This window comes from Hymenobacter siberiensis (assembly GCF_018967865.2).
In the GTDB taxonomy this organism is placed as follows: domain Bacteria; phylum Bacteroidota; class Bacteroidia; order Cytophagales; family Hymenobacteraceae; genus Hymenobacter; species Hymenobacter siberiensis.
In genome coordinates this window covers 2851491-2873026 of sequence record NZ_JAHLZY020000001.1, presented here as the reverse complement: position 1 = coordinate 2873026, position 21536 = coordinate 2851491, and the positions used below count along the sequence as shown (strand labels likewise).

General features: G+C 59.9%; 20 protein-coding genes. 6 read left to right on the top strand and 14 right to left on the bottom strand.

The window, feature by feature from the left end; translation table 11 throughout:
- Positions 1-39 precede the first annotated feature (39 nt).
- The gene (locus KQ659_RS12830) at positions 40-945 is read right to left on the bottom strand and encodes a hypothetical protein (protein ID WP_216688452.1); all 906 of its coding nucleotides are present in this window, start codon (positions 943-945) and stop codon (positions 40-42) included.
- 137 nt (positions 946-1082) lie between these two features.
- Positions 1083-2573: an SDR family oxidoreductase gene (locus tag KQ659_RS12825; protein ID WP_216688453.1), complete on the bottom strand. Its 1491-nt coding sequence runs from the start codon at positions 2571-2573 to the stop codon at positions 1083-1085.
- Positions 2574-2714: 141 nt separating this feature from the next.
- On the opposite strand from KQ659_RS12825, the gene KQ659_RS12820 reads away from it, so the two are divergent.
- On the top strand, positions 2715-3575 hold the full coding sequence (locus KQ659_RS12820) for a DUF2911 domain-containing protein (protein ID WP_216688454.1): 861 nt from the start codon (positions 2715-2717) through the stop codon (positions 3573-3575).
- 71 nt (positions 3576-3646) lie between these two features.
- Here the strand turns inward: KQ659_RS12820 and KQ659_RS12815 are convergent, their stop codons facing one another.
- The 7 genes from KQ659_RS12815 to KQ659_RS12785 form a co-directional block, all read right to left on the bottom strand.
- Entirely contained in the window at positions 3647-4417 is a 771-nt protein-coding gene (locus KQ659_RS12815) for a slipin family protein (RefSeq protein ID WP_216688455.1), read from the bottom strand.
- 195 nt (positions 4418-4612) lie between these two features.
- On the bottom strand, positions 4613-4996 hold the full coding sequence (locus KQ659_RS12810) for a hypothetical protein (protein WP_216688456.1): 384 nt from the start codon (positions 4994-4996) through the stop codon (positions 4613-4615).
- A gap of 83 nt (positions 4997-5079) precedes the next feature.
- On the bottom strand, positions 5080-6438 hold the full coding sequence (locus KQ659_RS12805; protein WP_216688457.1) for a M20/M25/M40 family metallo-hydrolase: 1359 nt from the start codon (positions 6436-6438) through the stop codon (positions 5080-5082).
- A 164-nt stretch (positions 6439-6602) separates the two neighbouring features.
- Complete coding sequence (locus KQ659_RS12800) at positions 6603-7535, bottom strand: enhanced serine sensitivity protein SseB C-terminal domain-containing protein (protein ID WP_216688458.1); 933 nt, start codon at positions 7533-7535, stop codon at positions 6603-6605.
- A gap of 233 nt (positions 7536-7768) precedes the next feature.
- Complete coding sequence (locus KQ659_RS12795) at positions 7769-8164, bottom strand: c-type cytochrome (RefSeq protein WP_216688459.1); 396 nt, start codon at positions 8162-8164, stop codon at positions 7769-7771.
- Positions 8165-8304: 140 nt separating this feature from the next.
- On the bottom strand, positions 8305-9000 hold the full coding sequence (locus KQ659_RS12790) for an SCO family protein (RefSeq protein ID WP_216688460.1): 696 nt from the start codon (positions 8998-9000) through the stop codon (positions 8305-8307).
- A 6-nt stretch (positions 9001-9006) separates the two neighbouring features.
- Positions 9007-9462 (bottom strand): hypothetical protein, encoded by a 456-nt coding sequence (locus tag KQ659_RS12785; protein ID WP_216688461.1) that lies wholly within the window; start codon positions 9460-9462, stop codon positions 9007-9009.
- A 236-nt stretch (positions 9463-9698) separates the two neighbouring features.
- Here KQ659_RS12785 and KQ659_RS12780 point away from each other — a divergent pair, with 236 nt between their 5' ends.
- Positions 9699-10691: an aldo/keto reductase gene (locus KQ659_RS12780; protein WP_226915529.1), complete on the top strand. Its 993-nt coding sequence runs from the start codon at positions 9699-9701 to the stop codon at positions 10689-10691.
- Between the two features lie 358 nt (positions 10692-11049).
- On the opposite strand, the gene KQ659_RS12775 is transcribed toward KQ659_RS12780, so the two are convergent.
- Complete coding sequence (locus KQ659_RS12775) at positions 11050-12051, bottom strand: IS701 family transposase (RefSeq protein ID WP_226915530.1); 1002 nt, start codon at positions 12049-12051, stop codon at positions 11050-11052.
- Positions 12052-12181: 130 nt separating this feature from the next.
- The gene (locus KQ659_RS12770; protein WP_216688462.1) at positions 12182-13630 is read right to left on the bottom strand and encodes a diadenylate cyclase; all 1449 of its coding nucleotides are present in this window, start codon (positions 13628-13630) and stop codon (positions 12182-12184) included.
- A 194-nt stretch (positions 13631-13824) separates the two neighbouring features.
- Between KQ659_RS12770 and KQ659_RS12765 the strand changes: the two genes are divergently transcribed.
- Positions 13825-14082, top strand: coding sequence for a hypothetical protein (locus KQ659_RS12765; RefSeq protein ID WP_216688463.1), 258 nt, complete (start codon positions 13825-13827; stop codon positions 14080-14082).
- Here KQ659_RS12765 and KQ659_RS12760 read toward each other — a convergent pair whose 3' ends face one another.
- From KQ659_RS12760 to KQ659_RS12750, 3 genes are all read right to left on the bottom strand, one after another.
- Entirely contained in the window at positions 14083-15384 is a 1302-nt protein-coding gene (locus KQ659_RS12760) for a BaiN/RdsA family NAD(P)/FAD-dependent oxidoreductase (protein ID WP_216688464.1), read from the bottom strand.
- Positions 15385-15511: 127 nt separating this feature from the next.
- Positions 15512-17299, bottom strand: coding sequence for a chloride channel protein (locus KQ659_RS12755; protein ID WP_216688465.1), 1788 nt, complete (start codon positions 17297-17299; stop codon positions 15512-15514).
- Positions 17300-17486: 187 nt separating this feature from the next.
- Positions 17487-18029 (bottom strand): TetR/AcrR family transcriptional regulator, encoded by a 543-nt coding sequence (locus KQ659_RS12750; protein ID WP_168673288.1) that lies wholly within the window; start codon positions 18027-18029, stop codon positions 17487-17489.
- A 689-nt stretch (positions 18030-18718) separates the two neighbouring features.
- Here KQ659_RS12750 and KQ659_RS12745 point away from each other — a divergent pair.
- The 3 genes from KQ659_RS12745 to KQ659_RS12735 are packed head-to-tail and all read left to right on the top strand — an operon-like array spanning position 18719 to position 21474.
- On the top strand, positions 18719-19297 hold the full coding sequence (locus tag KQ659_RS12745) for a TetR/AcrR family transcriptional regulator (RefSeq protein ID WP_168673287.1): 579 nt from the start codon (positions 18719-18721) through the stop codon (positions 19295-19297).
- Positions 19298-19299: 2 nt separating this feature from the next.
- Complete coding sequence (locus KQ659_RS12740) at positions 19300-20379, top strand: 2Fe-2S iron-sulfur cluster-binding protein (protein WP_216688466.1); 1080 nt, start codon at positions 19300-19302, stop codon at positions 20377-20379.
- Between the two features lie 54 nt (positions 20380-20433).
- Complete coding sequence (locus KQ659_RS12735; RefSeq protein WP_226929966.1) at positions 20434-21474, top strand: AI-2E family transporter; 1041 nt, start codon at positions 20434-20436, stop codon at positions 21472-21474.
- Positions 21475-21536 lie beyond the last annotated feature (62 nt).

Genomic DNA, 21536 nt, shown 5'->3' with positions numbered 1-21536 from the left:
GTCTCTACACCGTGCTGCCTACACTTGACAAACAACTGCTTAGCGCCCTGTGCTACTTTTGGTGGGGAGCTTGTAGCCCCCTTGCAGGGCCGTGCGCTGGTACAGCTCTGAACCGTAGGTGATGAACGCGCTGGCCTGCCAGGGCCGCCCGGTAGGGGCCAGCACTACGCGGGAGTAGGCAAAGGAGCTCACCGGGCTTTGGTATTCGAGCGAGGCCGTGCTGCTCACGCCCACCACCAGCGCCAGCGTACTGCGCGGCCCGAACCCCGTGCCCACGCCTCCATACGATACCGGGTTAACCATGCCCAGCAGGCCGTTGGAGTCGTAGCCGACTTCGTACTGAAACCAGTGGTTCCAGTTCATCTCCAGCTGGAAGGTAGCCACAGCGTGCACCATATCAACGGTGATGTTGGTGCTCAGCAGGTCGAAGGAGCCTTCCTGCGCATAGTAGCTCACGCGCCCCGCCAGAACCCCCACGCCCACCCGCGTCTGCCAGCGGTTGCGCTGTACATCGATGCTGAAGTGGGGGTGCGCGGCCAGCAGGTTCAGCGTAGCCCGGCGGCCATCGCCGATGCGCAGGCGGTCGGCCGCGCCCAGTACGTCGAGGCCCACGCGCAGGGTGGTAGTAGTGGGCCGGCCGGGCCGATGCTGACCTATCACGTAGTCGGCCCCGAGCATTAGCCCATCGAAGCGATGTTCGACGGCCGAGCCCGTGCGTGCGTTGCCGCCACCGTTAAAAATGCTTAGGCTGGAGTGAAAATCATCGGTGCTGTGCGAGTACCGGCCGCCGGTGTAGCCCCCGCGCAGCTCCACGCCATGGGTGATTTCAAGCGGGGCCGGCTCGGACCCGACGGCCTGGGCTTGAGCCGGAACGGTAGCCAGTAAGGCCGGCAGCAAAGCGGCAACAGTGGTAAGGTAGCGGAAACCGAGCGGAACGCGGAACATGGCGTGCAGAATGAGAGGGAGGGGGAAGTGATGCTCCAAAGGAACGGCCCGCTACGCCTTTCGCGCCAACCAAAATGTTGATTGATTAGACGTTGATTTGCTGAGAATAATACAATAATATATTGATTTACAAGGATTTAATCCGGTGTATTCTGGCTTTTCAAATCGGACTGAAACTCCACCAGGTTCTTCACCATGCCCTTGAAAATGATGCCGTGGAACGGCAGCACCGCGTACCAGTACAACCGCCCGGCCAGCCCGCGCGGGCGGTAGGCGGCCAGCTGCTCTACGGCGTGGCTGCCATCGGGCTGGTCCAGGATGCGGAACTGCAGCCAGGCCTCGCCGGGTAGCTTCATTTCGGCGTACAGCAGGAGGCGCTTGCCAACCTTGTCGGCCACCAGTACGCGCCAGAAGTCGAGCGGGTCGCCGGCGCGCAGGCGGTTGGGCGAGCGGCGGCCCCGGCGCAGGCCCACGCCGCCCACGGCCTTGTCCATCAGCCCGCGAATGCGCCAGAGCCAGTCGGTTTTGTACCAGCCCCGGTCGCCGCCGATGCGCCAGATATTGTCCAGCACCTCGGCCACCGGCCGCCGGAAGGGCATGAGCTGGCGGTCGAAGAACATGCCGTTTTTAGGGATTTGAATGGCATCCATGTAGTTCTGGCGCATGGTGCCGCTGCTCAGCGCGTCGCTCCAGCTGCTCACCACCTCGTTCTGCTCGATGCGGGTGAAGGCCAGGGCCAGAGCCGCCCGGTAGCTCATGGGCTGGTGCGGAATCACGGCGCTGATACTTTTGCCGGGGTCGCACACGGTATCGTTTTTCAGGCTTTCGACCAGGCTTTGGGCCAATGAAAACGTGGTGCTCGTGACCAGGTACAGCCACCACGACGACAGCCGAGGCGTGAGCACGGGTACCGTCACAATCCAGCGCTTGTAGCCGCGCTCGGCGGCCAGGCCCAGCAGCATCTGGCGGTAGGTGAGCACATCGGGCCCGCCCACGTCGAAGGCCCGGCCGAAGCAGGCGGGGTTGTCCAATACCTCGGTTAGGTAGAACATAATATCGCGAATGCCAATGGGTTGGCAGCGCGAGTTCAGCCAGCGCGGCGTCACCATCACCGGCAGCTTCTCCACTAAATCCCGGATAATCTCGAACGAGGCCGAGCCCGAGCCGATGATGATACTGGCGCGCAGCACTGTGAGCTTGGCGTGGGTGGCTTTGGTGAGCACGTTTTCTACGGCGCGGCGCGAACGCAGGTGCACGCTCAGGTCGTGGTCGTTGGCAATGCCGGAAAGATAGATGACCTGCCGGGCGGTAGTCGTGTTGAGGTAGTCGGTAAAATGCTGCGCCGACTGCTGTTCCTGCTGAAAAAAATCCTCGTTGCCGCCGCTCATGGAATGCACCAGGTAGTACGCCGCGTCGATGTCGGTGGGCATGGCAGCCAGGGATTTGGGCCGTAGCAAGTCGCCTTTGGCCACCGTTACCCGGGCGTGCAGGGTTTCGGGCAGCGTATCGGGTAGGGAAAAGCGGCGCGGGTCGCGCACGAGGCACACCACCTCGTGGCCCGCCGCGGCCAGCAATGGCAGCAGGCGCTGGCCGATATAGCCCGTGGCGCCGGTGAGGAGGATTTTCATGCCGCGAATAGGTTAGGGGCCAAAAACGCTTCGTGCGATGCCCGGTAGTTGAACGGCCGCGCCGCCGGGTTGTTCGCCGCTCCGCCCAAAAGCCCTGCGCGCCAGCTGCAACACTGGCCGTTCGTCCGCATCTTTGATGCTATGAAATACGCACCACAACTTCTCGCCGCCGGCTTGCTGCTGGCCGCCACCGCCCAGGCGCAAACCAGGCTCACCATTCCGCCCCTGAGCCCGACCACGCGCATCCACCAGAATTTCTCCACGTCCTACATCGACCTGACGTATTCGCGGCCCTCACTGCGCGGCCGCACGGCGTTTGGCGGCGTGGTGCCCAACGGCACGGTGTGGCGCCTGGGAGCCAACACCATCACCAAAGTGCGCTTTGGCGAGGAAGTGAAAATAGGGGGCCAGACGGTGCCCGCCGGGGCCTACGCCCTGCTGGCCATTCCCGACGCGAAGGAGTGGACCTTCGTGCTGAACCGCGACACCGCCCAGTGGGGCACCTACGAGTACAAGCAGGCCCTCGACGTAGTGCGCGTGCAAGCTAAACCCACCAAGCTGGCCGCGCCCATCGAAACCATGGGCCTGACCGTGGAAAACCTCCGCCCCGCCTCCGCCGACCTCGTCCTGGCCTGGGACCGCACACAGGTAGCGCTGCCCATCACCGCCGACCCCGACCGCGTGGTGATGGCCCAGATTGAGCAGGCCATGAAGGGCGACAAAAAGCCCTACGTGCAGGCTGCGCAGTATTACTACAGCACCGGCAAAGACCTCACGCCCGCCATCGGCTGGTTTGATGAGTACATCAAAGCCAACCCCACCGAGTATTACGGCTACTACTGGAAGGCCAAACTGCTGCAAAAAGCGGGCAAAAACAAGGAAGCCATCGAAGCTGCCAATAAGTCGCTGGCGCTGTTGAAGGACGATAAAAATGAGGTGTCGAAAACCGAATACACGCGCCTGAACCAAGAGGTGCTGGCTGCTGCTGGCGCGAAGAAATAGCGCGGTATCAAACAAAAAAACCGGCTCCGCGCATTCTTGTGCGGAGCCGGTTTTGTTCAGGGTGAACCAGGTTAAGCAGTGGGCCTATCACCCTGTTGCTGCACCATCTGCGAGAAGCTTTTAGCCGCGTTCGTGAATTCCGACGGGATGAGCACCACCGTCGTCGTATTGTTGTCGATGCCGATTTCGGCCAGCATCTGCATGCGGCGCAATTCCAGGGCGATGGGGCTCTTTTCCATTTCCAGCGCGCCCTGCGTGAGCTTTATCGACGCTTCCAATTCGGCCTCAGCCTTGATGATGCGGGCCCGCTTTTCGCGGATGGCCTCGGCTTCGCGCGCCATGGCCCGCTGCATGGATTCCGGAATTTCCACGTCCTTGATTTCCACCATCTCAATCTTCACGCCCCAGTTTTCGGTCGCGGCATCTACGATATGCAGCAGCGCGGCATTTATTTCCTGGCGGCCACGCAATACCTCGTCCAATTGGTTCTGGCCGATGATGTTGCGCAACGCCGTGACGGCCAGCTGGTAAACTGCCTGGTTGAAATTGGCTACTTTGATAATGGCATCGGCCGGATTCACCACCCGGAACCACAGCACGGCGTTCACCTTAATGGTCACGCTGTCCTTCGTAATGGTTTCCTGCTGCTCCAAATCCACGGTTTTGGTGCGAATATCAATGGTCTGCTGGCGCTCAATAAACGGGATTATCCAGTACAGCCCCGGCCCGCGCAGCCCCGTGAACCGGCCTAGCCGAAACACCAGCGCCCGCTCGTATTCCTGCGCCACGCGAATGCCGGTGAGGAGAAGGGCAACAACGAGTAATAGGATGTACAGCAACATAGCGGGTTGGGTTTAGTGAGGTTTTGGAGGATGTATCGCCCGCTGCGAAAATGTATTACGCCTGCCATTCCCTCTTTGGTTAGCTCAAACACGGGCATATGTCATTTCACTGGTCCTAAAAAAAATACCGCAATAAAGAGCCAGTGTAATCGCTGGTAATACAACTGCCTAACTTTGGTAGCTAATGGATTAGGCTTATTTGCTGAGCTTGTAAATGTCATCATCTTTGGCGAACACCACCGCATTGCCATCTACACTCAAATTGTACTCCCTTCCGAGAATCAACGACCAGTCAAATTCAGTAGTCCAGGCGCAAGCGTTGGCGAATGATATTTTATTTCCCGCACTAATTGTGTAAGTCCCCCTGCACAGTGCTGGGTATTTGGGATACTGACTGGAGCCGCTCCAATTATTGCCCGAAAAAGTAAGACTTACCTGTGAAATTAGTCCACCACTCCCTTGCTGGCGCTGAAAGGTGCCTGTATAGGTTCCGTCCAAGGTGGTGATTGTTGGATTCGTTTTTTTGCATGCAGTCGCAAGTAATACGAAACAAAGAATGGATGAGAATAAGTAACGCATGATGTTGACTTATTGTTTCTCACCTGACCTGTAGGCTCTAACTATCGTTGCATGTTAGGCGGCCTTTAATAAATACGTGTACCCTACCGCCCCACCACCGGCAGCACGGCCACACTCTCGTGACCGGCGGCATCCACGCTCACCACGCCGAAGATAAAATTGTCCTTGCTGATGGGGAAATCAGCCGTTAGGCCCGCAACGGAGAAACGCTGCTGCCACTGCGGGGCGCTGGTTTCGCGCACCAGCACCACGTAGCTGCTGGGCTTGGGGCCCGTGGCGGGCGCTTCCCAGCGCAGCTCGGTGCGGTTGGTGAGGTTGGCAGTGAGGACTTCAACCTTGGCCGGGGCGGCGGGGGCCAGTGCCAGCGATGCCATGGTGGCGAGGTTGATGCCGGCATTGCGGCGCAGGTAGGCGAAGTCCACGCCCTCGGTTACATCGCCGTAGGCGCGGCCTTTTTCGGTGCGCAGGTCCTGGTGCTGGTGGGTGTAGTCCTCATTCATCTCGGTGAAGCGGACGGCGGCGAAGCCCTGCTGGTTGAAGGGCGTGTGGTCGCCGCCGCGCAGGAAGCGGTCGGGGCGGTACTCCAGGGCCACTTTGTGGCCCCGGCCGTAGAGCTGGGCCGTGCGCTGAATGTAGCGGGCTACCTGGCGGCTGGGCGCATCGTTCTCGCTGCTGAGCTGGCGGCGCACTTTGGCTTGGTCGTTCGTCTCGTTGGCCGGCACGCCTTCGCTGAATACGCGCACCTGGGTACCATCGTTGATGATGGGGTCGAAGCCGTGCGAGTTGCCCACGATGTCGTTGTTGAGCATCGCAACCAGGTTCCAGCCTTCTTTTTTGGCCCGCTCGGCCAGGTGGCTGGAGCCGTAGAGGCCCTGCTCTTCGCCCTGCACGGCTACGAATTTGAGGGTGCAGGGGAATTTTTGACCGGCCAGCACGCGGGCCAGCTCCATCACCAGCACGGTGCCCGAGCCGTCGTCGTTGGCCCCGGGGGCATCGGCGGTGGCGTTCATCACGTCCGAAACGCGGGAGTCGATGTGGCCGCTCACCAGGATGATGCGGGTGTCGGTGGGGTCGGTGCCGGGCAGGGTGGCCAGCACGTTGGCCATCAGCACGGGCTTGTTGATGCGGCGGCCGTCGGGCTTGATGGTAAAGGTGTCCATCTCGACGGTCATTCTTCCGCCGCCGGCTTTGCTGTATTTTAAGAACTCATCGCGCACGTAGTTGCGGGCCGCGCCGATGCCGCGCGTGGGGCTCTGCGTGTCGCTCAGCGTATGCCGCGTGCCGAAGGAAACGAGCTTGCGGATATCGGCCTCGAGGTTTTTGGCCGAGATTTCATCCACCAGCTTTTGAATGGCCGGGTCGGCGGGGGGCAGGAGCGGGGCGGGCTTTTGGGCGAGAGCGGCGAAGGGCACGAGGGCCAGGAGGAGTGCGGCGAGTTTCATAAGGGAAAGGTAGGCCAGGAGTTGGGAAGAGAACGCAAAAAAAGAGCGTCATGCTGAGCTTGCCGAAGCATTTCGACCGCGAAGCGTAACTAATTACTGCTGCGGTCGAGATGCTTCGGCAAGCTCAGCATGACGCTCTGAGCATTCGGTGACCAGGTAACTGCTTAACCCGCTTTGTAAAACGGCTCAATGGTGCGGAAGTACGGGTTCACGCCCTCTTCCGAATTCATATCCAGCAGCATCAAATCCACAAACTGGAAGGCATCGGTCTGGCCCTGAAGCACGGGGCCGAGGTCCTGCATAAAGCTGGGGTCGGCGGCGGTGCTGGTAAAGGCGAGGAGCAGGCGGGGCACCTCGGGGTTGTTGGCCAGCTGCATCTGGGCCAGGAAGGCGGCTTCGATGTGGGGCTGGGTAACGGCCCAGGCGGCAATGGCGTCGGCCACGGCCTGTGGGTAGTCGGCGGGCTGGCTCAACATCACCTCGGCATCGCCGCCGGCCGGCGAGAGCGGGCCGGTGAGCTGGCCGTTGAGCAGGGCCGCCAATTCGTCCTTGGGCAGGAGCTTGCCGGCGGGCGAGAAGGGGTTCAGCACGCAGTCTTGGCCCTGCACCATGTTAAAGAACGCATGGCCGGGAATGCGGACGTAGCTCACCAGGCCATTATCCACGCCGCCATCGGTGAGGCGGGGGGGTGAGGAGAAGATGGGTAGCTTACCATCGTTGAGAATCTGCAGCTGGATTTCCTGGCCTTCGGCGAGCACGACCTCGCCGGTCCCGATGCCTTCCATGGGCGCCAGAATCATCAGGATTTCTTCCTGCAACAGCGCCTGATAAAAGGCGGGGCGGGCGTTTTCGTCCGTTGCGGCCAGCAGCAGCAGCTGCTCCAGCACGTTCTGGGGTTCGAAGGGGAAAGGCTCCGGCTCGGGCATCTGGAAGGTGGGCACGGCCGGCACGCCCTCTACCGGGGCCGTGAACTTGGCACCCTGGTAGCGGGGACCGCCGGCGGGCTTTTCGGCCGGGGCCGAAGATGTGGAGGGAGCAGCAGGAGTAGCTGGCGTTTCGTCGCCGGGTTTGTTTTTGAGGAAGTCGAAGAGGCCCATGGGGAATTCAGAGTTGCTGGTGGATTGGGGTGCAATCTACGGCGAAAAACGGGTTCGGGGAGGGGGAAATGAGGGTTGGGCGTGTGTTCGGATAAGGAAAACGGAACCAGTCGTTTGTCGTCCTGAGCGCGGCGAAGGACCTTATCCCGTTTGGATTATCGCAGCTGTCCAGATTTGATAAGGTCCTTCGCCGCGCTCAGATTGACAAATAACGATAAACGCCTGAATGCCCCTCAGTGGCACTTATCAATCTGAGCCTGCACGTCACTAATAGTGCGCGGAGCTCCTTCGTTGCCCCAGTGGCTCTCAATGTAGTTGAGCAAATTGGTGAGCTGGGCGGGGCTCAGGCCCTTGTTGCCGGGCATGATGTTGTGGTAGCCAACGCCGTTCACCACAATTACCTCGTTCTGCCCATTGCGGAGCAGGCAGGCCAGCTCGTCGCGGTGGTCCACCAGGTAGTCGGCCCCGGCCAGCGGCGGGATTAGGCGGGCCAGGCCCTGGCCCTGGTCGCCGTGGCAGCTGGCGCAGTGCTGGACATAGAGCTTTTCGCCCTGGTGGCGGTTGTTGCTGAAGCAGCCGGAGAGCAGCAGGAGCAAGGCTGGGAGCAGAAATTGGGGGCGAAAGGGCATTGAGTAGTAAAAAACTCGGGTTGGTGCGTAGTTACCGATGTAGGGGCGGGGCTTGTTCCCGCCCGGACGGTCGCATCGTTACAACGGTGCCGTTCAATGGCGGGCGGGGGCAAGCCCCGCCCCTACATCGTGCTTCGTGCTTACTTCCCGGTCACGCCCTTTTTGCGCCCGTCAATCTCGGTCAGCAGCACCGGGATTTCGGCCAGCAGGCGGGTCACTTCCTTGGGATTGAGGCTGTCGTAGAGGCCGCGAATACGGCCCTGGTCGTCCACGAGGGCGAAGGTACCGTTGTGGGCGAAGCCGCCGGGGGCCTGCTGGTCGGGCTGGGCGGCGGTGAAGTAGGCTTTAGCCAGCTGAAATACCGTGTCCTTGGCCGTGGGTTCGCCGTGGGCCCCGGTGGTGGCAAAGTGCCAGCGGCTGGCATCCGTGATGCCGAGGCGCTGGGCGTAGTCCTTGAGCACGGGGATAGTGTCGTGGGCCGGGTCGATGGTGTGCGACAGGATAGACAGGCGCGGGTCCTGGCCGAACTTGGCGTACACTTTCAGCAGCTCAGCCTGCATTTTGGGACAAATGCCCGGGCAGGTGGCGAAGAAGAAATCGGCCACGTAGGCCCGGCCGGCGAAGGTTTGGTTGGTAATGGTCTGGCCGGCCTGGTCCACGAGGCGGAACCGGGGCACGGTGGCAAACACGGTATCGGCGGGGCCGCCGTCGGCGCGGGGGCGCACGTCGCGCTCGCCCATAATGGGCAGTGTGGCGGCTTCTTTAGGCGGCTCGGTGCAGGCGGTGGTGAGCAGGGTGGCGGCCAGCGGGGCCAGCAGCAGGAGGCGTTTGAACATCGGGAGTTACTTGGAAGAAGGCCGGACATCGCCGGCGGCGGGGTGCTCGGTGGTGAAGCGGGTGGCCGAGTCGAGGGTCGATTTATACTGGCGCTGCACGGCATCGAGCACCTGCCGCTGCTGCTCGAAATAAGCCAGGCGGATGGCGGGTGCGGCCGTGGTATCGGGCGCTTTGTACTGGTGCATCCAGCCCATCATGGCGGCATCGGCAGCCAGCAGGCCGTGAATGTAGGGCGATACAGCCTCGGTGTGATAGCCGGAGAGCTTGGCTTTGAACTCGTAGAGCTTGCTGGTTTGGGCCATCAGGGAGTCGTGCTGGTCCATGAGGGCCATTTCGGCGGCGCTGGCGGGCGAGGCCGCCCCGTTTTCGCTGATGGGCTTATTGGGGGAGGAGCAGGCGGCCAAGACGGGCACGGAGGCCACGACGGCGGCGCGGAGCGCATTTTTAAGGAAGCTTTTCACGGGGCAAAGGTACGGCCGGTAGCCATGAGGGAAGGGTGAGGCGCGTGGGAGGCAAGGGATTGGAATAGGTGCGAAATCAAAAGTGGAAGTAACCAGTTTGTCATCCTGAGCGTAGCGAAGGACTTTATCACGGCTGAGGCCTTTTGTTATTAATGCAAACAGCTCAGCGGTGATAAGGTCCTTCGCTCTGCTCAGGATAACAGATTTAAATTCACCAATCCACCAAATCACCATTTATGAAAACCCGCCAACTGGGCCGCTCCGGCCTTACTGTATCGGCCCTAGGCCTGGGCTGCATGGGCATGTCCGACTTCTACGCCGGTCAGGACGATGCCGAAAGCACCCGCACCCTGCACCGCGCTCTGGAACTGGGCGTCACGTTCTTCGATACCGCCGATATGTACGGCCCCTTCAAAAACGAGGAGCTGGTGGGCCGCGCTTTCAAAGGCAAGCGTGACGGCATCATCCTGGCCACCAAATTCGGCATTCAGCGCGACCTCAATGACCCCACCCGGCGCGGCATCAACGGCCGGCCCGAATACGTGAAAGCAGCCTGCGAGGCCAGTCTCAAGCGCCTCGGCACCGACCACATCGACCTGTACTACCAGCATCGCGTGGATCCCAACACGCCCATCGAGGAAACTGTGGGGGCTATGAGCCGCTTGGTGGAGGAGGGCAAAGTGCGCTTTCTGGGCCTGAGTGAGGCCGCGCCGGCCACCGTGCGCCGGGCCGTAGCCGTGCACCCCATCGCGGCCCTACAAACTGAATATTCGCTTTGGAGCCGCGAGCCGGAAGATGAGATTCTGCCCACCATGCGCGAGCTGGGTGTGGGCTTCGTGCCGTATTCGCCGCTGGGCCGGGGCTTCCTCACGGGCCAGATTAAGCGCTTCGAAGACCTGGCCGAGGACGACTATCGCCGCCACACACCCCGCTTCCAGGGCGAAAACTTCCAGAAAAACCTCGATTTAGTGGCCCGAATCAATGACCTGGCCAAGCAGAAACATTGCACCGCTAGCCAGCTGGCCCTGGCCTGGGTGCTGGCCCAAGGCGAGGAAATTGTGCCCATCCCCGGCACCAAGCGCGTGAAATATTTGGAAGAGAACCTGGGCGCACTGGAAGTGGAACTGACCAAGGACGAGCTGGCCCAACTGGATGAAATCGCGCCGAAGGGCAAAGCCGCCGCCGGCCAGCGATACCCCGAGGCCATGATGGGCTCGGTGAACGGGTAATGCCTCACATTGCGAGGCCGCAGGTCGTGGCAACCGAAGGAAAGCGTAGCTAATCCGTTCTCTGAATGCGACCAACCCTGAGATGTGACAAAATCCCGGTACTGTGCAGTACCGGGGTTTTTGTTGCTGACAGAAGTTTAGCAAGGACTTTATAAGTAGTGTGAAATGCTGCGGCAAGTTCAGTTTTTGGCCTATCATTGCGAGCGCACAGGCCATGGTAACGAAGGAAAGTATAGCTAACCCGTTCTCTTAATGCAACCAATTCCGAGATGTGACAAAGCTTTTTTCAATAACAGAACGCCCCGGTACTGAGTAGTGCCGGGGCGTTCTGTTATTGAAATAGGACTTACGCACTCGACTATACAAGTGCTTGAATGATTGGCTTTTGGAGCAGCTGCCGCAGGTAGGGTGCCCATTGCTGTTGGTGCGCCTGATAAATAGTTTGCCCCATGCGGCGGGCGTGTTGACGCAGCGATACCCAGGCCAAGTAACAACAGGCCAAGTGGTTGCGTTGCGCCATCTCCTTTCGGCACTGGCACTTCTCTGACCCCGTCAACTGTTTGAAGCTGCGGTGAAACTCCTCGACCTGCCAACGCACCTGCACGGCTTCAATCACCATTTCGCGGGTCAGATGAGCAGCCAAGTGGTTGGTAATAACCCATTCAATGTCGCCGTTCGTGGCCACTAGCTTGAAGAGTTTTACGCCAAAGGGCACTTCTTTCAGGCGCACTTCCACGCCCTGACTCCAACCGCCGGGCGGCGGCTCCAGCGTAGTCAGGCCTTGGTAGCCGCTTTCTTTGGCCAGGCTCACCAACCGGTTGCTTTTCAGGGTCGTGAAAAACGTCCAACCGGCACGATGAATGCGTTTCAAATTCGTGCTGCCCGCATACCAGGAATCAAATAAAATGGTGCGTGCCAGTAGTTTGCCCTCCGCCACAACCTGGTCAAACATGGCCAGAAAATGGTCGTTTTTCGTCTGTTCGTCTTGGTCGGGCGCGTAGATGCGGTAATCCAGGGGGAGGAAATCCCCGGCTTCGCCGCTGCTATGCACCAAATTGACCAGCCCAATGCCGGTGACCATGCCGTGCACGTTGCCCGAATACTGCCGCTTGGCCAGGGCGATAAAGCGGCTGTAGCGTTTGTCTTGTACGCTGTCGTCGACGAGCAGAAAAGCCTCCGGCGAATCGTGGAGCAAGGGCTGAACTAATTCGCGCAACTGATTGACTGGCAGTGTGCTCATGCGCAAAAATCGATTCACCTGGTCGTGGCTTACATCGGGCAGATGGGCGGCCAAATGCGTGCAGGTGTAGTTCGTGGGCGTACTGAGCAGGTACTCGCTGTAAGCGGTTTGGGTCAGCATGAGCGGGCGGTTTTGCTTAAAGTACCCCCAAATGCGTAAGTCCTATGAAAAAAGCATCTGGTTTTGACAGGACGGATTGACGCCGCTTAATTCGCGGAATATCGTGCCCCCTCGCAATGACAGGCGATTCCTAGCTCGGTAGCAAATCAATCCAGCCATCCTCGCTCACCACCACGGCCAGCACGGGGTATTTGCTGCTGCTCACGTAGCGCAGGGCCCCGTTGTAGCGCGAGCCCCGGGAGGAGTCGCCTCTTTCGGTGGCCAGGCCGTCGAGGATGACGCCGATGGCGTGGCACATAGCGTTGGGCTCGATGAGCACGGCCCCGTCGATATTGGTGACGAGGCGCAGCACGGAGGGCGTCATGATGCGCGGCACCACGCGGAAGCTTTGGCGGGTGAGGCGTTTGGCCTCGTTGACCGCTCCGGTGGTGATAACCAGGATGGTACCGTTGGGCTGCTTGGTGGCCTGCTGGGCCAAATCCCAGAGGTAGCCAATGCTGTCGTGGTCGAGGCTGGGAAATACGATTCGCACGATGCGGGCGAAGTTTTCGGCCGCCACCTGGCCCTGGGGCAGGCGGGGCGTGTTGCTCACCACGCGCATGAGCACGTGGCCGGCGTGGCTCACCTCCCAGCTGTAGTGGTTGGTGAAATGCACCGTCACGAGCGGCTCAAACTGCGAGTCGGACTCGGGCACGAGCTGGCCCAGGCCAAAGACGTGCGAGGCATCCGAAATCAGGGCCGTATAGCCTTCGCTCAGTTCCAGCAGCTTGCGAATGGAGCGGTGGTCGCGCATGGGCACGGGCGTTTCCAGCGTGAGCACGGGCACCACGGCCGGGTGCTGGCGGCGGCTCACCAGCATGGTCCCGATGCCTTCGTCGCCCTCGTGGCGCAGGGCGGCCACGCCGTTGCAGGCGTCGTACAGGCCATGGGTGCCGGCGGGGGCCACGCGCAGCATCAGCCGGCGGCCGGCCGAGCGCAGCACTTCGTTGTAATCGCGGTCGAGGACGGGCTGGTCGTTGTCGGCGGTGTCGGCTTCGCGCAGGGCGCGGGTGCAGTCGTGCAGAAATTCCAGCACGGCCGCGTGGGGCAGGTTGGCGGGACGGCCCGCGCCGGGCTTGGGCAGCGCGTAGTAATTATCGTAGCAATCGGCCGACATCTGCAGCACCACCGTCACGAGGTAGCCCTGCAGGCTCACCGGCGTAGAGCAAAACGAGCGGCGGCTTTCGTGGCGGCTGGTATTAATGTTTTGCAGGATGCTTTCGGTGGCCTGGCACATCAGCTCGTACCAGTGCTGCTTCTCAAACCGGTCGTGGTCGTTGGGGTGCAGGTGGTACACCGAGCCCTGCGGGCCTTTATTGGCTTCGAGGGCCGTGGCATTGGATTTCACGTCCCGAAAATCGGCCGGCGAATAGCGCACGGAAACCGGCTCCAGCACTACGGAATCGGGCTCGTCGCCTTCCTTGGCCGAGGCAAATCCCAGCAAGAAAACCTCGGGCCGCAAATTGCGGTCGAGGAGATTAAAAACCCCCTCGGCAAAGAGTTGGGCAGAAACGCGAAACAGACTTTGGTGTTCCCACATGGGCAAATACAGAACGGCCGAACCCCGCTGCGGGCCCGACTTCAGCCCGAACTACGCAAAAAATGGCCGGATAGTGGTCTGCCGAAACAAATTTCCTGCCTGACTGCTTAAATCATTTATCCAAAAGCCGTATCTTCGGTACCACGCCGGCTATGGTAGCCGTCTCGCCCTCACCTCTCCAACTCCGCAAGCCTATGCCTTTCATCGACATGCTTTTTGTGGTGGTGGTGGCCATATCTTTTATTCCGATTTTGACCGGGTACTGCGCCGATAGCCGGGGCCGGTCGTTCTGGCTATGGTTTGCGCTGGGCTGGCTGCTGCCGCTGGTTTCTTTCTTTCTGCTGTTTGCCCTCATCGCCCGCGACGAACTAAATCCCGGCCGCCGCCTGCTTGGCGAAGCCCGCGAAATCCTCCGCGAAGCCGATAAAAAAGCTAAAAAGCTCCGTGTTTAATCAGGAATAAGGAAGGTTATCATCCTCATTCTTCATTAAGCGCAACGCCACTCCACGCGCCACCCACGCCCCGGTACTGAAGCAGCCCTGCAGCAGGTAGCCGCCAGTCGGTGCCTCCCAGTCCAGCATTTCGCCGGCCACGAAGGTGCCGGGCCGCAGCCGCAGCATCAGGTGCTCGTCTACGGCCGCGAAGGCGACGCCGCCTGCCGTAGAAATAGCCTCATCTAGGGGCCGCAGACCGGCAACGTGTAGCGGCACCGCCGTGAGCAAGGCCGCCAACGCTTCCGGATGCAAAGCCGCCGCCTCGGGGGCTACCTCGCGCAGCAGCGTGGGCACGGGTGGCCCCAGGTGCAGCGTTTTCTTCAAAAACTCCGGGAAGGAGGCTTTGCCGCGCGGCTGCCGCAGCTTTTGCAGGAGCGTGGCAGCGGGGAGGTCGGGTTTGAGGTTGAGGTGCAGCACGGCCGGCCCGCCCGCCGCCCGGGCGGCCCGCACCCCGGGAGTGAGGGCGTACACCGGCGTGCCTTCCAAGCCGTAGTCGGTGAGCATGAGCTCGCCGCGCACGGCCGGGCCGTCGTTCACACGCAGGGCAATGTTTTTGAGCGGTGCCCGGCCTACTTTTTCCTGGAAGAAGGACGACCAGCCTACTTCCGCGCCGCAGTTGGCCGGCGCGAAGGGCACTACCGGCACCCCAATTTCCTCCAGCAGCGGTACCCACGCGCCGTCGGAGCCAGTTTTGGCCCAGCTTGCGCCGCCCAGCGCCAATACCGTAGCCGTGGGCTCGATGATGAATTCGCGGCCGGCCCCGGCTCGGGTACTTTCATCGCGCAGGCGCAGGCCGGTAGCGCCCGCAAAGCCTAGCCAGCGGTGGCGGGTATTGATTTCAACGCCCAGCTCGCGCAGCTGCCCCAGCCAGGCCCGCAGCAAATCGGCGGGCTTGTGCGCCGCTACCGGAAAGATGCGCCCGCTGGTACCCACAAAGGTTTCAATGCCCAAGTCAGCGGCCCAGGCCCGCAAATCAGCCGCCGAGAAGTGCTCCAGCAGCGCCCCGAAGCGGGTGCTTGCGGCCCCGTAGCGCCCAGCAAAATGCGCGGCATCTTCCGAATTGCTTAGGTTGAAGCCGCCGTGCCCCGCCACCAGAAACTTGCGCCCCACGGTGCCCTGCGCTTCAAAAAGCTGCACTTTCCAGCCGCGCCCGGCCAGCCACTGAGCAGCCAGCAAGCCCGCCGGGCCGCCACCGATTATCGCGATGCTTGGTGAAGAATTAAGAATGAGGAGTTGAGAGTGAAAGGTGAAAATAAACAACCTCACAAAAGTAAATCCCTCATTCTTCATTCCTCATTAAGAACCTATCCAAATAGGGCGTCATGCAGAGCGGAGCGAAGCATAACGTGCTTTTCAGCGCCTATTTAGACAGACTTCAAGTGTAGCATCAAGCCTCACTTTCCTGAATCAGCTGCTTGCGGTAGCGCGCCAGAATAGCCGATTTCAGAATGAAGCCCAGGTAGCGGCCGTCCTCCTCACAAACCGGCAGGGCCCACGCCCCGTGGCGGTCGAGCAGGCTGAGGGTGTGTTCCAGGTCATCATTGGGGCCTACTACGGCCGGGGCGGGCTTCATCAGCTCGCGCACACTGGTGGTGCCGTAGTGGGCATCATCAAAGAGCGCATCGCGCACCGAATCGAGGCTGACCACGCCCAGCAGCCGCCCCCCGGCTGCCACCACCGGAAACAAATTGCGCGACGAATGGCGGAAAATATCCACCAGCTCGCCCAGCGTCGTTTTGGGCCGCACGGGCACAAAATCGGTTTCGAGCAGCTTGCGCGGGTCCAGCTGGGCCAGCAGGCCGCGGTCGCGGTTGGCATATACGTCCACGCCCTTCAGCGTGAGCTTGCGCGTATACACCGAATACGGCTCGAAGTATTTGGTAATCAGGTAGGAGCTGCTGGTAACCACCATCAGGGGCACAAACAGCGCGTAGCCGCCGGTAATCTCGGCAATGAGAAAAATGGCCGTGAGCGGCGCATGAATCACGCCCGCCAGCGTACCCGCCATGCCCAACACCACAAAATGCACCTCCGGAATGTGTACCAGCCCGCTCAAATTGATGAGCCGGGCAAAGAAAAACCCCGCCAGTGCCCCCGCAAACAGCGACGAGCCGAACATGCCGCCGTTGCCGCCGCCGCCCACCGTAATGCTCGTGGCTACCACCTTCAGCATCATGCTGAACAGCACCAGTACTAGCAGCAGCCAGGGGTTATTATCCTGATAAACAGAGAATATACTGCCATCCGTGATTTGGTCGGCGTGGCCGCGCAGCAGCAGCTCCACCGTGTTGTAACCCTCGCCATACAGCGTTGGAAACAGGAAAATAAGCCCGCCCAGCGCACTGCCCGCCACGAGTACCTTGCGCCAGTTCAGGCCCGGCCAACGCTCAAAAAAGCGGTCGAACCAGTGGTAGGTCCGAATCATATACACTGAAAAGAAGGCCGTGAACAGCCCCAGCAGCACGTAAAACGGCACCGCATCGACCGGCCAGCTGGTGGTGATGAGCACGAATGGCTGGCCTTCGTACAGGGCTTTCGAAATCACCGTGGCCGTGGCCGACGAAATCAGCAGCGGAATGAAATACTGCGCCGGCAGCTCCAGCAAAATGGTTTCGACCGCAAACAGCACCCCCGCGATGGGCGAGTTGAAGATGGCCGCCACGCCCGCCGCCGCCCCGCAGCCCGTGAGCAGCCGCCGCCGCCGCCGGTCCAGGTGCAGTATCCGCCCCGCGTTGGAGCCAATGGCCGCGCCCGTAACCGAAATTGGGGCCTCGGTGCCGGCCGAGCCCCCAAACGTGACCGTAAAAAAGGCCGTCACCAGCTGCGAATACAGCTTGGAGCGCGGGACCACGCTGCCTTCCCGGGCGGTGTTGTAGATGATGGGGGCAATGCCGCGCCCCAGCTGCCCGCCCAGAAACAGCTTGGTGAAAAGAACCGTGAGCGCAATGCCGATAACCGGGTACACCGAAAGCGCAAATACCCGGTTGGGCTCCGAAATACCCATGCGCAGCATCTCCTGGGCCCAGTGAACCGAGTTTTTCAGTACCACTGCCGCGAGGCCCGCCGCCGCACCCACCAACATGCTCAGAATGAGCATATACATCCGCTCACTGATGTGGCGTGCCCGCCAAAGCAATAGCGGGCGCAGCAAGCGGTGAACGGCGTGATGGGGCATGGGCAAGAAAAGTGAACGGCACTTTTACCAACGCAAAATTGGGAACCGTAGATGTAAACGTTGAGAAGCCGGCCTTTCACTACCCGGGTAGCAGCTTATTCAGTAAGGGGTTTTTATTATTTAATTATTTGACAATCAATTGGTTGTTTGCTGATAAAAGCACGCTGAATTTTTATCAAACCTTGCTTTATTTGGGTAGCGGCAGTCCCTGCACATACGTGTTTTTGAGGTGTTCACCCACGCGCAGCAGGCTTTCATCGTGCTCATACAGCAGGTTGCGCCACAGGCTCTGGATAAGCAGCAGCAGCCGCAGCGTCATCATTTCCGGGTCATCAGTACCCAGCTGTACAAAGGCCTGTTTCAGGAGGCTATCAATGGGGCTCATGAATCGCTGAAAGTACTTCTGTACCAGTGGCTTGCTAAACTCCTTGTCCTGCACTTTCCAGAAATCGGGCTCGTCGTGCACCAACTTGTAGGGCAGGTCGATGGTCTTCTCAATCAGCGCCCGGGGGTCTTTCTCGGCGAGAATGCCCCGGTTGGCTTCCACAATGCGCTGGAAGCCCTGTTTAATCAGGTACTCAAAAAGCTTCTCTTTGCTCAGGAAATACTTGAACAACAAGGCTTCGGAAACCCCGGCCGTCTTTGCGATGAGCAGGGTAGAGGTATTGTCGTACCCGCGCTCACCGAAGAGCTGCAGGGCCGTTTGTTCGATTTTAGAATGACTGGTCATTGGCCAGACCGGATGAAGAAGATGAATGCCCAAAATAACGGCTTCGGGCTGGGAAAATGCGAGTTTTAGGTAAGGTACTCTAAGCCATCCGGATTAAAAACCCCAATGGCTCAGATTACCCCCAAAAGGTACAGCCGGCTAAATCGAACGTATTCGATTTAGCCGGCTGTAATAGGCTGATAAACTGGTTGTTGGAACCCTCTAGCGCGAAGGCAACGTCATTTTCAGCAAATGTTTCCAGACGGGGTGGGAGTTCATCTGGTTAAACAGAACGTGGGAATTTGGCTGCCTGGCAAATGGGTGAGATGTTGCTCGGCAGCGAGACAAAGGTAGGGAAGCTTTTGTTTTCTAAAATGAGTGTTAGCTCACTATCTGTAAGTGAACACTCACTAGACTGATAATTAAGACGATAAAATTATTGAAAATATGATGTTACTTGCAAAGTAGTGGGAAACTGTGGTTGCATTGCCAAAATATGCCGAGATGATTGGCGCTTACCCAACCCTGCGGGTGGCCGGAATGAGCGCCAGGCAATAACAAACATTTGTTAGTTTAATAGGCGGCTGTACCTTTGAGCTACCCAATTCCCACCCTTCGCTTTCTCATTGTATGGTCCTCAATTCTGATATTGAGCAATTTGCGCTGTATTGCAGCCGGACTGCCACGCCCTGTCCTTGCCCGCTTAGCGCATGAGCAAGAAACTGAACAAGCGCCAGATTATTCTGGACGAGGCCGCTAAGCTATTCAAGCTGAAAGGCTTCGGCGGTACGTCGATGCGTGACCTAGCGGGCGAAGTGGGCATGGAGGCAGCCAGCATGTACAACCACATCAAGTCGAAGGATGAGATTCTGGAGCACCTCTGCTTTCACGTTTCCGATACCTACATCGCGCAGCTGGCTGATGTGGAGCAGATGTCCGGCTCGAACGGCGACAAGCTGAAGCAGCTGTTGCGCCTGCACATCAACCTGATGCTGGAGGACGGCGCGGCCGTGTCGGTGGCCAACAACGACTGGAAATACCTGACCAGCGGCAAGCTGGAGCAATTTAAAGACGCCCGCAAGCAGTACGAGAAGGGCTTCGCGGCGCTGATTGAAAGCGGTATCGCCGCCGGCGAGTTTCGGCCCGTGAACGCCTCGGTGGCGTTGTTCACCATTTTGTCGGCGGTGCGGTGGGTGGAGCTATGGTACCGGCCGGGCCGGGGCGTCACGGCGCAGGAGCTGGAAGATGATATCATGACCATTCTGTTGAATGGCCTGGCAAAAAATTAATAATGAGCCGCTTCCATAAAGTAAAAATCAAGCGCATTCAGCGGGAAACCCCGGACAGCGTAGTGGTATCGTTGGACATGCCGGCGGAACTGCGCGAGACGTTTGCGTTCACGCAGGGGCAGTACCTCACGTTTCGGCGCGAGCACAATGGCGAGGAGCTGCGGCGCTCGTATTCCATTTGCAGCAGCCCGCTGGAAGGCGAGTGGCAGGTGGCCATCAAGAAGGTGCCGCAGGGGCGGTTTTCGTCGTTGGCCGTGGATGTCTTGCGCGTGGGCGAGGAGCTGGACGTGATGCCGCCCGCCGGCCACTTTCACACTTCTTTACATCCGGAGCAGGTCAAAAACTACCTGTTTTTTGCGGCCGGCAGCGGCATTACGCCGGTGTTCAGCATCATCAAAACCGTGTTGCTCACTGAGTCGGGCAGCCAGGTTACGCTGGTGTACGGCAACCGGGGCCGCAATTCCATCATTTTTAAGGAAGGCATCGAAGGGCTGAAAAACCGGTTCCTGAACCGGCTCAGCGTGTACCATGTGCTGAGCCGTGAGCAGGGCGAATCGGACCTGTTGTTCGGCCGCATCGACCAGGCCAAGGCCGCGCAGTTTCTGGACAAGATTGTGCCCGCCAGCCAGGTTGACGAGTGCTTCATCTGCGGGCCGGAGGATATGATAAACGGCGTGCGTGCCGCCCTCACCGAGGCCGGCGTGACGCTGGATAAGATTCACTTCGAGATGTTTGGCTCGGCCAATGCCGGGGCCGCCGGGGCGCCCAAGCCCAAGCTGCCGCCCGTGGGCGAAGACGACAAGCATAGCCGCGTAACGGTGCAGCTCGACGGCAATACCCGCGTGCTGGAGATGTCGTACTACGGCAATACCATCCTCGATGCGCTGCTGGAAACCGGCGTGGATGCGCCGTATTCCTGCAAAAACGGCATGTGCAGCACCTGCCGCGCCCGCGTGACGGCCGGCAAGGTAGAAATGGACGTAAACTACTCCCTGTCGGATACAGAAATAGCCAAAGGCTACGTGCTGACCTGCCAGGCCCGCCCCACCACCGAAACGGTAGCGGTGGACTTCGACCAGTAGTTGCCAACGCTTTAACGCCGCCGGATGGACCAGTTTACGCCCGTTGCTAGCCGATTGTCGCAGCATGTTTTTGTGCGCCGCGTGGGCATTACGGTCGGCATTGCCCTGGCGGTGCTGCTGATAACGGGATTGCTGGGCACGGCCTTCGCCGTATTGCTGCGGGTGCTGGCGGCGCTGCTCATTGCGCTGCCGCTGCGGGCCGGCGCCGAGTGGCTGCACCGCCGCACCAAGCTACCAAATGGCCTGGCGCTGGCGGTGGTAGCATTGCTGGTGCTGGGCCTGCTGGGCACCATGGGCTGGCTGTTCTCAGCCCGGATTGGCGAGCAGGCCAGCCAGATGCGCGAGCAGCTGCCGGAGGCTTATCGCAGCTTTCAGGAGCGCATTGCGGGCACCCGCTGGGGCGAATGGCTGTCGCAGGAAAACCTGAGCTACAAGAAGATTCTGGGGGGTGGCTCGGAGTGGCTGGGCCGGGCCACGGGCATCTTTTCGACTACTATCGGTGTGCTGGCTGATGTGTATGTGGTGGTATTTCTGGCGCTGTTCATTGCCATTCAGCCCAAGCTGTACCGGGCCGGCATCGTGATGCTGGTGCCCAAAGCCGGCCGCGACCGGGCCAACGAAGTGCTGGATAAAGTGAGCTCAACGCTCATTAAATGGTTTCTGGGGCAGCTTTTTTCGATGACGATGGTGGGCGTGCTCACCGCCCTGGGGCTGTGGGCGCTGGGCATGCCGCTGGTGGGCGCGCTGGCGCTGTTTGCCGGCCTCGTCACCTTCATTCCCAACTTGGGGCCACTGGTGGCTATGGTTCCGGCTATTTTGCTGGCTTTCTTTAATGGCGGCCCGCAGGAAGCTCTTTATATTGTGCTGCTCTACCTGGGCGTGCAGGCTGTAGAGAGCAATATTCTCACGCCGCTGGCTCAGAAAAGCTTAATTTCGATGCCGCCCGCCCTCATCTTTATTGCGCAGTTGGTTATCGGCTCCTATGCGGGCATTTTTGGGCTGATTTTGGCCACGCCCATCATGGCCATCCTCATTGTACTCACTAAAATGATGTATGTGCAGGACATATTGGGTGATAACTCGGTTAAAGTATGAGCCGCGCATATTAACGGTTTCTTCGCTACTTTTGAGAAACTAACGCTTGTTAGTATTTGTTG

Coding starts and splice junctions, on each gene's coding strand:
- KQ659_RS12775 (WP_226915530.1), bottom strand. CDS start 12,051: ATGCTGACCCAAACCGCTTACAGCGAGTACCTGCTCAGTACGCCCACG.
- KQ659_RS12795 (WP_216688459.1), bottom strand. CDS start 8,164: ATGCCCTTTCGCCCCCAATTTCTGCTCCCAGCCTTGCTCCTGCTGCTC.
- KQ659_RS12830 (WP_216688452.1), bottom strand. CDS start 945: ATGTTCCGCGTTCCGCTCGGTTTCCGCTACCTTACCACTGTTGCCGCT.
- KQ659_RS12800 (WP_216688458.1), bottom strand. CDS start 7,535: ATGGGCCTCTTCGACTTCCTCAAAAACAAACCCGGCGACGAAACGCCA.
- KQ659_RS12825 (WP_216688453.1), bottom strand. CDS start 2,573: ATGAAAATCCTCCTCACCGGCGCCACGGGCTATATCGGCCAGCGCCTG.
- KQ659_RS12755 (WP_216688465.1), bottom strand. CDS start 17,299: ATGCCCCATCACGCCGTTCACCGCTTGCTGCGCCCGCTATTGCTTTGG.
- KQ659_RS12820 (WP_216688454.1), top strand. CDS start 2,715: ATGAAATACGCACCACAACTTCTCGCCGCCGGCTTGCTGCTGGCCGCC.
- KQ659_RS12745 (WP_168673287.1), top strand. CDS start 18,719: ATGAGCAAGAAACTGAACAAGCGCCAGATTATTCTGGACGAGGCCGCT.
- KQ659_RS12815 (WP_216688455.1), bottom strand. CDS start 4,417: ATGTTGCTGTACATCCTATTACTCGTTGTTGCCCTTCTCCTCACCGGC.
- KQ659_RS12805 (WP_216688457.1), bottom strand. CDS start 6,438: ATGAAACTCGCCGCACTCCTCCTGGCCCTCGTGCCCTTCGCCGCTCTC.
- KQ659_RS12790 (WP_216688460.1), bottom strand. CDS start 9,000: ATGTTCAAACGCCTCCTGCTGCTGGCCCCGCTGGCCGCCACCCTGCTC.
- KQ659_RS12770 (WP_216688462.1), bottom strand. CDS start 13,630: ATGTGGGAACACCAAAGTCTGTTTCGCGTTTCTGCCCAACTCTTTGCC.
- KQ659_RS12750 (WP_168673288.1), bottom strand. CDS start 18,029: ATGACCAGTCATTCTAAAATCGAACAAACGGCCCTGCAGCTCTTCGGT.
- KQ659_RS12740 (WP_216688466.1), top strand. CDS start 19,300: ATGAGCCGCTTCCATAAAGTAAAAATCAAGCGCATTCAGCGGGAAACC.
- KQ659_RS12765 (WP_216688463.1), top strand. CDS start 13,825: ATGCCTTTCATCGACATGCTTTTTGTGGTGGTGGTGGCCATATCTTTT.
- KQ659_RS12810 (WP_216688456.1), bottom strand. CDS start 4,996: ATGCGTTACTTATTCTCATCCATTCTTTGTTTCGTATTACTTGCGACT.
- KQ659_RS12780 (WP_226915529.1), top strand. CDS start 9,699: ATGAAAACCCGCCAACTGGGCCGCTCCGGCCTTACTGTATCGGCCCTA.